Raw genomic sequence first — 14,157 nt, forward strand, 5'->3', positions numbered from 1 at the left:
ACAGGTCCGCGGACCGGGTTGGCCAATTGTCGGCGGTGTCTGGAACGCTTGAGGCATGGAGATTCTGTGGGTCCTCATGGCGCTGATCATGATCAGCTTCGTGCTGCTGCCCGTGCTGCGGCGGCGGCGCGGCATGATCGAGCAGGTTCCGGCCGGCCACCCGGACGCCGCCGACCCGGAGAACTACGGGTTCGTGCGGGAAGAGGAGCTGGACGTCCGCATGCCCGGACCCGACCAGGACCTGCTGGACGTCCTGGACCTGGTGCAGCGCACACAGGACTACCACGCGGCGGCGCAGCTGCTGGCCGGCACGGAGACGGAGGGCGAGGCGCGCTGGCAGCGGGTGCAGGCCTTCGCGGGCGCCGCGTCGCTGGAGCTGCAGCAGCGGCCGGGCGGGGTCGGCGAGATGCCGGGCGGGCAGTGGCTGCGGGTGTGGCGCGCCGAGCAGCCCAAGGACGCGGGCGGGGCCGCCGTGCACGCGGAGTTCCTGGTGCAGCAGGCGTGGCGGACGTCGACGCCGGGCACCGACGAGTTCCGCATCATCATGGAGGAGGCGAGGTCGGCGTGCGCCGACGCGGCCCTCCTCGCGCCCGGCGATCCGATCCCGTACATCGTCGAACTGTCGGTGGCGCGCGGCCTGGCCTACCCGCGGCCCGAGTTCGAGCAGCTCTGGCTGAAGATCCTGGACCGCGCACCGGCGCACATGGGCGCGCACCTGGCGGCACTGCACTACTGGTGCGAGAAGTGGCACGGCTCGCGGGAGCTGGCGTACTCCTTCGCGGAGGCCGCCGCCGCCCGCGCCCCGCGGGGTTCCCTCCTCGCGGCGATGCCCCTCTTCGCGGTCTTCGAGCACCTCCCCGAGGTGAACCTGGTCAGCAGCTTCTACCAGAGCGAGGTCGTCACCAAGGCGATCCACGGCGCGCTGCACGCCGTCCACTCGGCCCGCCCGGACGACCCGATGCTGGCGCACGTGCGCCACATGCTGGTGTTCTTCCTGGTGCGCGCCGAACGCTGGTCCGAGGCCATGAACCAGCTCATACACATCGACGGTCACGTCGGCGCCCTGCCCTGGACCCTGTCGGCCGACCCGGCGGCGGAGTTCGCGGTCTACCGCGCCCTGGCGGTGGCAGGCTACGAGGCGAACGGCGGCAGCCCGGCAACGCTCCCGCACTGACCACCCGGGACCGGTGCGGCCGGACCACCCGGCGGACCCCGCACGTACGCCGAGGTGGCCCGGCCCGCGCCTCCGGCCCCCGGAACACCTCAACACCGCAAGTTCCCGCACAGCCCCCACGCCCCGACCGCCCGCCATCCGCGTCGGCCGTTTCCCTGCGGCGTGGAAGCGGGACAGGATGACGTGGATCAAGCCGTCATTCCTGTGGATGACGTATCGCTGTGGCTGGGGCACGAAGCCGGGACGGGAGACTGTTCTTGCCGTCGAGATCGCTCGCGACGGCTTCGAGTGGGCGCTGCGCAACGCGTGCCTGTCGAGTTGCGTGCGTGGGCTGCACTCCGACCGCAGCACCCGGCAACGCCAGTTGAAGCGCTCGCCGACCGGCGTCTGGAACCCCGAGCGTGATCTGCACCTCGGGCCCCTGCCGTACCGCTCGCTGCAGCTCGGGCTCTCCGGTGAGGCCGTAGAGCGTAACGCGGACGAGTGGACGGCCTCTGTCGAGGTGACGCAGGAGGCTCCAGGCTCAGCGGCGCGATCGGATTTCGGCACCCTCAGGCTTGACGGCTAACAGCGTTAGCCCTAAAGTCACGGCGCGCGGCTAACAACGTTAGCCGAATCGGCCCAGTCCCGACGCGGAAGGATTACCGTGACCACGACCACGACCACGGCCACCGGCAGTGCCCGGCCCGTCGCCGGACCCGGCAGGCCCACCGGCACCGCCGTCGCGCGGACGGCGCGCCGTGGCTGACCGGGCGCAGCAGATCACGGACGCCGCCCGGGAGTTACTCGAGACCGAAGGGCCGGACGGGTTGTCGATGCGGCGTATCGCCGAGCGCGTAGGCATCCGGGCACCGTCGCTGTACAAGCACTTCCCCGACAAGGGCGCCGTCGAGGCTGCTCTCCAGGCGCAGGGCATGGCCCAGTTGGCGCAGGACCTGGAGGCCGCCGAAGCCGGGGCCGACGAGGGAACGGCGATGCCTGCGCTCGCCCGCGCCTACCGGCAGCACGCCCTTGCCAACCCGCACCTCTACCGCATCACGCACACCCGGCCGCTCGCCCGCACCGCGCTGCCCGAGGGGCTCGAGGAGCGCGCGGCGATGCCGCTGGTCCGCGCGGCGCACGGCGACGTCGGCATCGCGCGCACGCTCTGGGCGTTCGCGCACGGCATGGCCGTACTCGAACTCGACGGCCGCTTCCCGCCCGGCGCAGACCTGGACGCCGCATGGCGCATCGGCTGCGCGGCGCTCACCCGTGCCGTCGACGACGAACGTCAGGGAGATACCGCATGACCATGATCGCTGCCGGGCAGGCCACCGGCACCGCTTCCCGCGCCGCCGGATACACACACGCCGCGGCATGGATCGTCGGGCTCGCCGTCGCCTGGGGCGCCACACCCGAGGCCGGTGACACAGACGCCCACATCGCGACCGCGTACGCCGACCGGCCGGTCCAGGCGATCGCCCAGGTGCTGCTCGTGCACGGCGTGGCGGCCGCTAGTCTGGCGGTCGTCGGATCCGGACTGCTCGGCTGGGCCCACCGGACCGGCAACGCCACGGCGCGCTTCGCCGGATGGGCCGGGACGGCCGCGGCCGCACTCGCGGCCGTGCAACTCGTCCTGGAGCTGATCGCCGTCTCCGGAGCCGATCCGGCGTCACCGGGCAGGACGGGCGCACTGTTCGAGGCGGTCCAGCGCCTGGACGGCGTCAAGATGTTCGCGCTCGCCGCGCTCGCCGCTGCTGCCTGCGTGGCCTCGCGGCACGACGCACTGCTGCGGCGTTGGGAGACCGTCACCGGCTGGGCCCTCGCCGTCACGATCACCGCGTCCGGCATCGGCTACCTGCTGCTGTCCACCGCCCTGACCCCGATGGCGTTCGTCTCACTGCCCTTGCTGCTGGTCTGGATCGCCATGCTCGGCGCAGCCCTCGGTCGCCGGTTCTGAGCGGGCCCCAGCTGCAGGACCGCCGGGCATCGACATCTCGTCGACGCCCGGCGACCCGGCCCACCCCGCGAGGCGGGAAGCAAGAGGACCCTGACAGGGGCTGCCCGCGTCCTGCCCCGCCGGCCCCGCCCTGGACGGCCGAGCCTCGGCCCGTGGCCTTCCCGGCCCGTGGCGTTCCACCGGGGCGTCTCTCGTGGTCAGTCCTGCGTCCGGGCCGGCAGCCGCCATCCCGGGCGCGGGAAGTGGCAGGTGTACCCGTTCGGGTAGCGCTGCAGGTAGTCCTGGTGCTCGGGCTCGGCCTCCCAGAAGGGGCCGACCGGCTCCACCTCGGTGACGACCTTGCCCGGCCACAGTCCGGAGGCGTCCACATCGGCGATCGTGTCCTCGGCGATCCGCTTCTGCTCGTCGTCGACGTAGTAGATCGCCGAGCGGTAGCTGAGGCCGATGTCGTTGCCCTGGCGGTTCTTGGTGCTCGGGTCGTGGATCTGGAAGAAGAACTCCAGGATCGCGCGGTAGTCGGTCTTCGCCGGGTCGAAGAGGATCTCGATGGCCTCGGCGTGCGTGCCGTGGTTGCGGTACGTCGCGTTCGGCACGTCACCCCCGGTGTAGCCGACCCGGGTGGCCGTCACGCCCGGAAGCCGGCGGATCAACTCCTGCATCCCCCAGAAACATCCGCCCGCCAGCACGGCCCTCTGCGTCTGCTCGGCCATCGCGGCCCCTCCCATACGTGTCAGCCTGGTCACTCGGGCTGCCCGGCTCGCACTTCACCGGCATCCATTGCCCACCCCGGTCAACACGTGAGGGTTCCCAGCGATTCCTGGACGCCGGTCACAGATCGAGCGGGAGGGCGGTGAGCTCGGCGCGGGAACTGACACCCAGTTTGGCGTAGCAGTTCCTCAGGTGGAAGTCGACGGTGCGTGGGCTGACGAACAGCTGGGCGGCCACGTCCCGGTTCGACAGGCCCTGCCGGACCAGGGCGGCGACCTGGCGTTCCTGCGGGGTGAGCGCGGTGGCGGTGGTGACGTCGCGGCGGCGGGCGCTCTCGCCGGAGGCGCGCAGCTCCTGCGCGGCGCGTTCGGCCCACGGGGTGGCGCCGAGGTCCTCGAACAGTGCCAGCGCGGTGCGCAGGTGCTCGCGGGCGTCGACGCGGCGGCGGGCGCGGCGCAGGTGCTCGCCGAAGGCCAGATGGGTGCGGGCCCGGTCGGGCAGCCGCGGCGATTCGGCGTGCGCGGCGAGTGCCCGCCGGAAGTGGGTCTCGGCGTCGCCGTCGCCGGCGCCGGCGAGCAGGGCGCGGCCGTGCTCGACGACCGCGGTCGCGGACGGCGCGCCGGTCCCCGCGGCGAACTGCTCCAGCTCGGCCAGCCAGGTGCGGGCGAGGTCGGTACGGGCGCCGCGGACGGCGGCGTCGAACAGGTCGAGGGCGGCCAGCCGGCGGAACGCCGGCCCTTCGATCTGCTCGAGGTGGTGCAGCGCGGTCGCCGGCTGCGCGGCCGCGCGCAGCCCACGGGCCCAGTGCGCCAGGTCGGCGACGAGGCGGTCGGTGATGCCGATCGGGTGCCTGTCCCGGATCTCGGTGACCCGGTCCAGGTGGCGCTCGGCATCGTCGTCCCCGCGCAGCGCCGCGATCAGGGCGAGTTGCGCGGTGGGCAGCGCGGTCAGCCCCGGGTGACCGGTGCCGGCGCTCAGTGGCAGCGCCTCGGCGGCGGCGCCGGCGGCCTTCGACCAGGCTCCGGTCGCGATCTGGAAGTGGGCGCCGCGGGTGAGGGCGTGCTCGACCATGGTGAGTGCGGCGGCGCTGCGGGCGGCGGTCAGCTGCTGCTCGTGCAGTCGCAGTCCGCGCTCGTCGTCGTCGATCAGCATCGCGGCGATGCCCAGGTTGGGCTGCAGCATGTGGTCGTCGACCGGCTCGGCGTCGGTGAGGTCGAACGCGCGCCGGAAGGACTCCGCGGCCGCTGCCCAGTCGCTGCGGGCGACGGCGCCGAAGCCGTGCAGCAGAGCCCGAGCGGCCCGCACGCGGGGCGGCGCGTCCGGTGCGGGCTCGGCCAGCAGCGCGGCCGGGTCCACCGCGCGCGGGGACCGGGCGCCGAACGCCGTGAGCGACGCGGCGAGCATCGCCAGCTGAGCCCCCAGCGCCGCGTCCACGCCGGTGGCGGTCTCGGCGGCCTGGAGGACGAGGTCGTAGCCGTCGTTCAGCGAGCGGGTGTTCCACTCGATCTGCCCCTGGAGGGCGAGCAGTCGCGCCCGCAGCAGCGGATCGGTCACGTCCGCCGCAGCGGCCTGGGCGAGCGCCGAGCCGCGTGCGGGGTGCGCGCCCAGCCAGGCCGAGGACGCGGCCAGGTACAGCCGCCGGCCGCGGGCCTCACTGGCCTCTTCGAGTTCGGCGGCGCGGGCCCAGGCGGCGGCCGCCGCCTCGTGGCCACCGCGGGCCGCGGCGCGCTCGGCGACCCCGTCGAGGGCGGCGACGACGTCCTCGTCGGGCCGGTCGGCGGCGGCGGCCAGGTGCCAGGCCCGCCGCTCGGGGTCGCCGGTCAGCACGTCGGCGAGCGCACGGTGCGCGGCTCGGCGCTGCGCGCTGGTGGCCGCCCGGTAGACCGCCGAGCGCACCAGCGGGTGGTAGAGGGCGACGGCGTCGCCGTCCACGCGCAGCAGCCCGGACCGTTCCACCGCGTCCAGGGCGGCATCCGCGGCGTCGAGGCGTTCGGCGGCCTCCCGGACCACGGTCAGCCGGCCCGTGTCGTCGGTCGCGGCGACCAGCAGAAACCGCTGCGCGGGCTCGTCGAGACGGCGGCAGCGGTTGAGGAAGGCGCGCTCCACGCCGCCGGTCAGCGGCAACGGAGTGGGCAGCGGCGCCCGGCCGGCCAGCTGGTCGGCGGTGAGCACGCCGGCCAGCTCGACCAGCGCGAGCGGGTTGCCGCCGGTGTCCGCGACCAGCCGGCCGCACACCGCCGGGTCGACGTCGGTCCCGGCGTGGGCGGACAGCAGCGCGTCGGCGTCGGCGCCGGTCACGCCGCCGAGTACGACGGTGGGCAGGTCCCCGGCGTCGAAGCGGCGGGCGTCGCCGTCGCGGGCGGCGAACAGCAGCGCCACCGGCTCGGCCTGGAGTCGGCGGGCGGCGAACAGCAGCGCCGCGGCCGACGCGTCGTCGAGCCAGTGCGCGTCGTCGACGATGACCAGCAGCGGCGCCCTTTCGGCAGCGTCGGCCAGCAGGCTCAGCGTGCCGAGGAACGCCAGGAAGCGGTCGCCCTCGCCCTCGGCCTCACCGATCGCCGCGCGCAGCGCCGCGGCCTGCGGTGCCGGCAGGGCATCGATCCGGGCGCGCAACGGCCACAGGAGCCGTTGCAGCGCGGCGAAGGCCAGCGGCGATTCGGATTCCACGCCGGAAGTGCGCAGCACCTGGAGGTCCGGCGCGGTCGACAGCGCGTCGGCCAGCAGCGCCGACTTGCCGGCCCCGGCGACACCACGCACCACCAGCGCGCCGCCGTTGCCGGCGCGGGCAGCGTCGAGCAGCGCGGAGACCGCCGCGCGCTCTAGGTCCCTTCCGGCCAGCACGAACCAACGATATCGAGCGCATCGAGCACACCGGACGGTCCCCGACCGAGATCCGACCACATCCCGCGTGCGTGACCGGGCGACCGGCGGGCACGGCAGGCGGCCAGGCGACCACCACCCCACGTCCGAGGCGGCTGCGACCGGGCCGTCGGCGTCGGTGTCCTCTGCCCGAGCACGGCGGGAAACCCGGCGGTTTCCCCGGTGAGACGCCCCCGGCCGGCGCCGACTCTGCTTACCAGAACGGCACCGCCGTCAGCACGTCGAGGAGTTCCCCCTCACCGTCCGACGCCCCGCGCCCGGTCACCGAGCGGACCGCCACCGTCGGCGAGGCGGGCCTCGCCCTCCTCCCGTGGCCCTCCCGTGACACCGCCCGACCCGCAGTCCGACCCGCACGCCACCCGGAGGCCTGCCGTGTCCAGCACATCGCCCGCTCCGGGCGCGACCCACGAACCCACCGAACCCCTGGCGCGTCGTACGTCGCTACGGCTGTCCGCCACGCTGCTCCTCGCGGGGCAGGTCCTGTACCTCGCGGTCACCCGGTTCCCCACCGGTGGGGACGCCCATGACCACCACGCCGTGTTCGGGGCCCACGCCGGCAGCGCGCTCCGGGCACTGGTGCACTTCGGCCGATACGCGGGGATGGCGATCCTCGTCGCAGCGCTGCTCGCCCTGTTCCTCGCACTGCGAACCCGGCGATTTCCCCGGTGAGACGCAGCCGCCTCGGGGCCGACTCTGTTACCCGACCCCAGCGTCACCACCACGACCACCTTGAGGAGTTCCCGTGCTTCCCGGCACCCCCGCACCTTCATCGGCTGTACCGCCTTCAAGCGAGGGCGGAACCTGCGCACACCGCCAGCACACGGCTGCGCCCGGCGCGTCCCGCGTTCTGAGCGCCACCCCCGCGCCCCCCGAACCCCTGGCGCGTCGTACGTCGCTGCGCCGCGCCGCCACGCTGCTTCTGGTGGGACAGCTCCTGTACATCGCGGTCACCCAGTTCCACACCGGCGGGGACGCAAATGACCACCACGCCGTGTTCGCCGCCTACGCCGACAGCGGGGTCTGGACACTCGTGCACGTCGGCCAATTCGCCGGCATGGCGATCCTCCTCGCAGGGCTGCTCGCCCTGTTCTCCGCTCTGGATGGTCACAGCGGAACGGCGAGATGGGCGGGGCGACTCGGTGCCGCTTCCGCGGCGGCGACGCTGGCGCTGTACGGCGTCCTGCAAGCAGTGGACGGGGTCGCCCTCAAGCATGCCGTGAACGCGTGGGCGAGCGCCCCGGCCTCCGAGAAGCCGGCGCGCTTCGCGAGCGCCGAGGCCATCCGCTGGCTTGAGTGGGGCGTGCGGAGCTACCAGGACTTCGCCCTGGGCCTTGCCTTGCTCCTGTTCGCGGTCGCCGCCGTGCGGACGGCTTGGATCCCGCGGCCGATGGTCCACCTGATGGGGCTTTCCGGCCTCAGCTACCTGGTGCAGGGCTGGGTCGTCGGCTCCGCGGGCTTCTCCCCAACGGAGTCGATCGCCATCGTGCTGGCCTTCGTCCTGGACGTGTCGTGGATGATCTGGCTGGTCGTGGTCGCCTGGAGGATGCCGGATCCGGAGGCCTCGTCGCCGGGCCGATGAAGCCGTGGACCAGACGCTGGTCGCCTTCGGCATCACCGGCGACCGCGCCGACCCGTAGCCGACGCCCGGCCCTGGCCACGACGCCCCACGGCCTCCCGGGGCCGGGCCGAGACCCCGCCTTCGGCCGGCCGAGGACCGCCCTGGCCGCCTCGACGGGGGCCGGCTTACCGCGACGTCGGACCCGGTCTCCGCACGTGAGAACGCTCAGAACGACCACGCCCCAGCGGGCTCGGCTGCCTCGCCGCCCCGCCCGAGTGACAGCCGGCACGTCCGCCGCAGACCCCCGGCGCCCAGCTGTCCGCGGAGTCAGAGATCAAGGGCTTGCGGCCGCCCTCCCCCTCGCCACGCCAGACGGCGAGCCCGGCACCGGCGCCACCGCGGACGATCCCGCGAGCAGGGCCGGCAACGTGCCCGATCCCGGCGATTTTCCCGGTGAGATGCACCCGCCGCCGGGCCGACTCCGCTACCCGACCCCAGCGTCACCAACACGACCAACTCGAGGAGTACCCATGCTTTCCGGCACCCCCCGCACCTTCATCGGCTCGACCACCTTCGGGGTCACCGGCATGACCTGCGCGCACTGCGTCCGCGCCGTCACCGAGGAGATCTCGGGCGTCGCCGGCGTGGAGTCCGTCACCGTCGATCTGGCCACCGGCAGCGTCACCGTCACCGTCTCCCGGCCAGTCGACCGCGCCGCCATCGCCGACGCCGTCGACGAGGCCGGTTTCACCCTCGTCCCGTGACCGGACCCCGTCCCCGACATCCCCACCCCGTCCCTGGAGACATACCGTGCACAACCGAACCGCCACCCCGTCCGCAGCCCCCGCGCCCACCGACGCCGCGGGGCACGACGGCCACCGCCTGAGCGCCAGGAAATTCGCCCTCCACTTCGCCGAGATGGTCGTGGCCATGGCCGTCGGCATGGTGGTCCTGCACCCGGTGTGGATGTACGTCCTCGACGCCGCCGCGCTGATGGACAACCCCTACACCGGCGCGCTGATCATGGCGACGAACATGACGGTGGCCATGTCCGCGTGGATGAGGTTCCGCGGCCACCGCTGGCGGCCCATCGCCGAGATGGGCGCGGCCATGTACCTGCCCTTCCTGGTGCTGTTCGTGCCGCTGGCGCTCGACCTCATCGACGGCGGCGCCCTGATGCTGTGGGGCCACCTGCTCATGCTCCCGGCGATGGCCGCGGCCATGCTGCTGCGTCCGCACGAATACGCCCACTGCTGAGGCGTCGGCCCCAGCCCGGCGCCGTCGGTGACACCCGCGGCGTCGCGCGGACCGACCGCGGCGGCGGGAGCCGCCCTCCCGCTCCCGCCGCCCCGTCCACCACCGCCCCACGAGAGGACTCCCCGCAATGACCGAGATCACGATCCGCCGGGCCACACCGGACGACGCCGCCGACGTGGCCGCGATGGTCCGCGAGATCGCCGCCCACGAGGATCAGACGGCGCAGGTGCACGTCACCGACGATCAGTGGCACGCCCTGCTCGGACGCCCCGAGGTGATCGTCCTGCTGGCCGAACACGGCGGCCCGGCGGTCGGCTACGTCTCCGCCGTCCGCCGGCTGCACCTGTGGACCGGCGGCGACGTACTCGACCTCGACGACCTCTACGTCCGCCCCGGGCACCGCGACGCCGGCACCGGCCGACGACTCATGGCGGCTCTCGCCGCGTCGGCCGCACCCGGGCGACTGCTCATCCGCTGGGGCGTGGAGGCCGGCAACGTCGACGCGCAGCGCTTCTACCGCCGGCTCGGCGCCACCCTGCGGCCCAAGATCCTCGCTGCCTGGCCGCCCAGCGCATACGCAGGCCTGGTCGCCGACGACCACGAACCCCGTCGCGAACCCCGTCGCGAACCCGGCGAAATCGCCGGTCCGGGGCCGGTCCCCCGCCCTGCACCATCAGCCGTGGCACAGGAACCCCGCCCGAACAGGAGTCCGGAATGACCAGCACTGCCTCGACCGCGGCCGCGGCGACCGCCGGCTGCATCCTCGACATCGGCGGCATGACGTGCGCCTCGTGCGTCAACAGGGTGGAAAAGGCGCTTCGCCGTGTCGACGGGGTGGCAGCCGCGGAGGTCAACCTGGCCACCGAGGTCGCCACCGTCCTCTTCGACCCGACGCGAGTGGGGCTGGAGGAGCTCACCACGGCGGTCACCCGGGCCGGCTACACCGCGGCCCCGCGCCGCGACGCCCGGTCCGCCGCCGGGCCGACGACGACCACCGGACCGACGACCACCGGACCCACGACCGCGGGACCCACGACCGCGGGACCCACGACCGCGGGACCCACGACCGCGGGACCCACGACCGCGGGACCGACGACGACCACCGCGAACGCCGCGGGGGGTGACGAGCGGGACGGCGGGCCCCGCCTGACTTCGCTGAAGCGCAGGTGGCAGGTCACCCTCGCCACCGGCCTCGGGCTGATGGTGCTGATGTACATACCGCTCTACCTCGACGTGATGGACTGGCTGATGCCGGCCGTCCTCGTGGTTGCCACGGTTGTGCAGTTCTGGGCCGGGCGGGACATCTACCGCGCCGCCTGGGCCGCCGCGCGGCACCGCAGCATGAACATGAACACCCTGGTGGCGCTGGGCACCGGAGTCGCCTACGCCTACAGCGCGTTCGTCACTCTCTGGCCCGCGGCCGCCGAGCGGTGGGGCCTGCCGCTGCACCTGTACTTCGAGACCTCGCTGGTCATCCTGGCCCTCGTCCTGGCCGGGCGGTGGATGGAGGCGAAGGCGAAGAAGCAGACCGCCGCGGCGATCAACGCCCTGGCCGGACTGGCGCCGAAGACCGCCCGCGTGCTGCGCGACGGCGTTCCGGTCGACGTCCCGGTCGACCAGGTCGTCGTCGGCGACCTGGTCCGGGTCCGGCCGGGGGAGAAGGTCCCGGTCGACGGCGTCGTCACCGAAGGCGCCACGGCGATCGACGAGAGCATGCTGACCGGCGAGAGCCTGCCGGTGGACAAGACCGCCGGCGATCGGGTCATCGGCGCCACGATCAACCGCACCGGCACGGTGGTGCTGCGGGCCACCGCGGTCGGCGCGGACAGCGCGCTGGCGCAGATCGTCCGGCTGGTCGAGGACGCGCAGGGCGCGAAGGTGCCGCTGCAGAGACTCGCCGACCGGGTCTCGGCCTGGTTCGTCCCGATCGTGCTCGGCCTGGCCGCCGCCACGTTCGTCGCGTGGGCGACGCTCGGCCCGGACACCGGACGGCTGACGACGGCGATCAGCACCACGATCGCGGTGCTGATCATCGCCTGCCCCTGCGCACTCGGCCTGGCCACGCCGGCAGCGGTGATGGCCGGCACCGGCCGCGCCGCGGAGCTGGGCATCCTCATCGGCAACGGGGACGCGCTGGAGACCGCCCGACGGGTCACCGCCGTGGTGCTCGACAAGACCGGCACGATCACCCGGGGCGAGCCGTCCCTGACCGGCATCACCGCCACCGGCGGCTGGGGCGAGGACGACGTGCTGGCCCTCGTGGCGGCCGCCGAGACCGGAAGCGAGCACCCGGTCGGCGAGGCGATCGTCGCCGCCGCCACCGCTCGCTCCCTCGACCTGCCCGCGCTGCGTTCCTTCGACGCCGTTCCCGGGCATGGCGTCGACGCCGTCGTGGGTGAGAAGCGCGTGCTCGTGGGCAACGCCGCGCTGATGGCCGCCCGCGGCGTCGACGTCGCCGCGCTGGAGTCCACCGCTGCCGCCGAGGCCGCGGCAGGTCGCACGCCGATGTTCGTCGCGGTCGACGGGGCCGCGGCCGCCGTGCTCACCGTGGCCGACACGGTGAAGCCGGAGTCGGCCGAGGCGGTCGCCCAGCTCAAGGCGCTGGGCCTGAAGGTGTGGATGCTCACCGGCGACAACGCCGCCACCGCCGCGGCGATCGCCGAGCAGGTCGGCATCGAGCACGTGCTCGCCGATGTGCTGCCGGCCGAGAAGGCGGCGAAGGTGCGCGAACTGCAGGAGCGGGGGGACGTCGTCGCCTTCTGCGGTGACGGCATCAACGACGCCGGCGCCCTCAGTGAGGCCGCGATCGGCCTGGCGGTCGGCACCGGCGCCGATGTCGCGATCGCCGCGTCCGACGTCACGCTGGTCGGCGGCGACCTGCGCGGCATCGTTTCGGCGATCGCGCTGTCGCGGCGCACCGTGACGACGATGAAGCAGGGGCTGGGCTGGGCGTTCGGCTACAACCTGCTGCTCGTACCGGTCGCCGCCGGGGCACTGTACTGGTGGCACGGCCTGCTGCTGGACCCGGTGCTGGCCAGTGCGGCGATGGCGATGAGCTCGGTGAGCGTGGTCACCAACGCGCTGCGGCTGCGCCGCTTCCGCCGCCCGGCCGGGGCCCGCGAGATACTGCGTCCGCCGCTGCGCGCCCGGGTCGGCCAGTACGCCTACCTGACCGGTATCGCGGCCGTCGCCCTGGCCCTGGGCGCCGGACTGACCGCGGTCAGCCGTATGGACTTCGCCGAGCGCGGCATGAACGGCCAGCTGGCCTGGGTGCAGGGCACCGGTATGCCGATACGCCCCGCGATGAGCGTGATGATGACCGCCGACAGCCCGCCGGCCGATGCCGCCGAGGCGGGACTCGATGTCCGCCTCGACCTGCCCGCGAGCACCCGGCCGGGCGTGCCGACCCGGCTGGTGGCCACCGTCGTCGACCGCCGGACGGGCAAGCCGGTGCAGGACCTGACCCGCAGCCACGAGGCGTGGATGCACCTGATCGCCACCCGCGCCGATCTCGGCACGTTCACCCACGCGCATCCGCGACCGACCGGCCGGCCCGGACAGCTCGCGGTGGAGATCACCTTCCCGACCGCCGGACGGTACATCGTCAACGCCGAGTTCCGGCGGCAGGGTCAGCTGGCCGACGTCCACTTCCGGCAGTTGCTGACCGTCGCCGGCCGCGCCCCCGCGCCGGTGACCCTCACCGCGGGCCCGCGCAGCACCGTCGTGGACGGCGTCCGCGTGCGGCTCGACGGCGACGCCGAGGCGGGCAGGCGCAGCGACCTGCGCTACACCTTCAGCGACGCCGCCACCGGCCGCCCGGTCGACGGCCTGCGGCCCTACCTCGCCGCCGCCGGCCACATCGTGGTCATGCGCGCCGACGGACAGACCTTCGCCCACGAACACGCCGAGGTCACAGGCTCCGACGGCCGTCCGGTCTTCGCCCTGCCCGGCCAGACCTTCGGGCCCGAACTCGACGTGCACGCCGAGTTCCCCACCGCCGGGACCTACCGGCTGTGGGCGCAGTTCCGGCTCGCCGGCGGCGAGGTGATCACCGTGCCGTTCACCGTACGGGCCCGCTGACGCGACGCGGCCCGGTCGCGGACGCCTGAGAGGATGCCGTGTGACCCGTTGGCTGCGGTTCTTCTTCGAGGCCGGCGTAGACACCCCACTGTGGCCGGAGGACATGGACAGCCCGTACGGCTACCCCTGCGAGCTGGGCCGGCTGCCGATCGGCGTGGCGCTCCGGGAGGAGCCGGCGGCGTTGTCCGAGTGGTATCGGTCGGCGATCGACTGGGTGTACTGCTTGCAGCCCTGCTGGGTGTAGAGCCGCGCGTATCCCGGACTGACCTGGAACCCGCTCTGCTTCAGGTCGCCGACCAGCCCCTCGGTGACCTGGTCGCCGGCCGTGCCCGACCCGGCGCCGGCCTGGTACTGACCGCATCCGGCCGCGGCGAGAAGCACCACGCACGTCAGCGAAGACCGGACTCTCGGCGTGACGCGGCCCATGCCGTCCCTCCTGACCGAGCACGGGAACTTTCGGTAGCCGGAATGTCACCATGGGTGCACATTCCGCGCGAACGCGGTGGGGGCCGGGCGGAGATCCGTCCCGGACCGGGGATCCGCCGGGACCGGTCCGGCCAT

The 14,157-nt window shown here is 73.8% G+C and carries 12 protein-coding genes and 1 pseudogene; 10 read left to right on the forward strand and 3 right to left on the reverse strand.

What is annotated here, in order from left to right:
- The first annotated feature begins 55 nt into the window (after positions 1-55).
- The 4 genes and pseudogenes from AB0G63_RS01230 to AB0G63_RS01245 all read left to right on the forward strand — a co-directional run bounded on the left by AB0G63_RS01230 (position 56) and on the right by AB0G63_RS01245 (position 3,113).
- On the forward strand, positions 56-1,174 hold the full coding sequence (locus AB0G63_RS01230) for a hypothetical protein (RefSeq protein WP_360742258.1): 1,119 nt from the start codon (positions 56-58) through the stop codon (positions 1,172-1,174).
- A gap of 130 nt (positions 1,175-1,304) precedes the next feature.
- A pseudogene (locus tag AB0G63_RS01235) lies at positions 1,305-1,682 on the forward strand (DUF4291 family protein); the annotation flags it as partial.
- A gap of 232 nt (positions 1,683-1,914) precedes the next feature.
- On the forward strand, positions 1,915-2,463 hold the full coding sequence (locus AB0G63_RS01240) for a TetR/AcrR family transcriptional regulator (RefSeq protein WP_360742261.1): 549 nt from the start codon (positions 1,915-1,917) through the stop codon (positions 2,461-2,463).
- Positions 2,460-3,113 (forward strand): hypothetical protein, encoded by a 654-nt coding sequence (locus tag AB0G63_RS01245; protein WP_360742264.1) that lies wholly within the window; start codon positions 2,460-2,462, stop codon positions 3,111-3,113. The genes AB0G63_RS01240 and AB0G63_RS01245 overlap by 4 nt, the downstream gene beginning before the upstream one ends.
- Positions 3,114-3,310: 197 nt before the next feature.
- Here the strand turns inward: AB0G63_RS01245 and msrA are convergent, their stop codons facing one another.
- Both msrA and AB0G63_RS01255 read right to left on the reverse strand, forming a co-directional pair.
- Positions 3,311-3,823 (reverse strand): peptide-methionine (S)-S-oxide reductase MsrA, encoded by a 513-nt coding sequence (gene msrA, locus AB0G63_RS01250; RefSeq protein WP_360742267.1) that lies wholly within the window; start codon positions 3,821-3,823, stop codon positions 3,311-3,313.
- A 118-nt stretch (positions 3,824-3,941) separates the two neighbouring features.
- Positions 3,942-6,662 (reverse strand): LuxR family transcriptional regulator, encoded by a 2,721-nt coding sequence (locus AB0G63_RS01255; RefSeq protein ID WP_360742269.1) that lies wholly within the window; start codon positions 6,660-6,662, stop codon positions 3,942-3,944.
- Positions 6,663-7,073: 411 nt separating this feature from the next.
- Between AB0G63_RS01255 and AB0G63_RS01260 the strand changes: the two genes are divergently transcribed.
- From AB0G63_RS01260 to AB0G63_RS01285, 6 genes are all read left to right on the forward strand, one after another.
- Positions 7,074-7,370, forward strand: coding sequence for a hypothetical protein (locus AB0G63_RS01260; RefSeq protein ID WP_360742271.1), 297 nt, complete (start codon positions 7,074-7,076; stop codon positions 7,368-7,370).
- Positions 7,371-7,623: 253 nt separating this feature from the next.
- Positions 7,624-8,280: a DUF4386 family protein gene (locus tag AB0G63_RS01265; RefSeq protein ID WP_360742274.1), complete on the forward strand. Its 657-nt coding sequence runs from the start codon at positions 7,624-7,626 to the stop codon at positions 8,278-8,280.
- Positions 8,281-8,789: 509 nt separating this feature from the next.
- Positions 8,790-9,023 (forward strand): heavy-metal-associated domain-containing protein, encoded by a 234-nt coding sequence (locus tag AB0G63_RS01270; protein ID WP_360742277.1) that lies wholly within the window; start codon positions 8,790-8,792, stop codon positions 9,021-9,023.
- 46 nt (positions 9,024-9,069) lie between these two features.
- Positions 9,070-9,516, forward strand: a complete 447-nt coding sequence (locus AB0G63_RS01275) for a hypothetical protein (protein WP_360742280.1) — start codon at positions 9,070-9,072, stop codon at positions 9,514-9,516.
- 127 nt (positions 9,517-9,643) lie between these two features.
- On the forward strand, positions 9,644-10,234 hold the full coding sequence (locus AB0G63_RS01280) for a GNAT family N-acetyltransferase (protein WP_360742283.1): 591 nt from the start codon (positions 9,644-9,646) through the stop codon (positions 10,232-10,234).
- A complete protein-coding gene (locus AB0G63_RS01285; protein ID WP_360742286.1) occupies positions 10,231-13,596 on the forward strand; it encodes a heavy metal translocating P-type ATPase in 3,366 nt (1,121 codons plus the stop codon). The genes AB0G63_RS01280 and AB0G63_RS01285 overlap by 4 nt, the downstream gene beginning before the upstream one ends.
- Before the next feature lie 120 nt (positions 13,597-13,716).
- On the opposite strand, the gene AB0G63_RS01290 is transcribed toward AB0G63_RS01285, so the two are convergent.
- The gene (locus AB0G63_RS01290) at positions 13,717-13,980 is read right to left on the reverse strand and encodes a hypothetical protein (protein ID WP_360742289.1); all 264 of its coding nucleotides are present in this window, start codon (positions 13,978-13,980) and stop codon (positions 13,717-13,719) included.
- Positions 13,981-14,157: the final 177 nt, after the last annotated feature.

Source organism: Streptomyces sp. NPDC020996 (assembly GCF_040641355.1).
Classification (GTDB): Bacteria; Actinomycetota; Actinomycetes; order Streptomycetales; family Streptomycetaceae; genus Streptomyces.

Bases quoted from the DNA above. Each gene is read 5' to 3' on its own strand.
- AB0G63_RS01270 (WP_360742277.1), top strand. From the start codon at position 8,790: ATGCTTTCCGGCACCCCCCGCACCTTCATCGGCTCGACCACCTTCGGG.
- AB0G63_RS01280 (WP_360742283.1), top strand. From the start codon at position 9,644: ATGACCGAGATCACGATCCGCCGGGCCACACCGGACGACGCCGCCGAC.
- msrA (WP_360742267.1), bottom strand. From the start codon at position 3,823: ATGGCCGAGCAGACGCAGAGGGCCGTGCTGGCGGGCGGATGTTTCTGG.
- AB0G63_RS01285 (WP_360742286.1), top strand. From the start codon at position 10,231: ATGACCAGCACTGCCTCGACCGCGGCCGCGGCGACCGCCGGCTGCATC.
- AB0G63_RS01245 (WP_360742264.1), top strand. From the start codon at position 2,460: ATGACCATGATCGCTGCCGGGCAGGCCACCGGCACCGCTTCCCGCGCC.
- AB0G63_RS01230 (WP_360742258.1), top strand. From the start codon at position 56: ATGGAGATTCTGTGGGTCCTCATGGCGCTGATCATGATCAGCTTCGTG.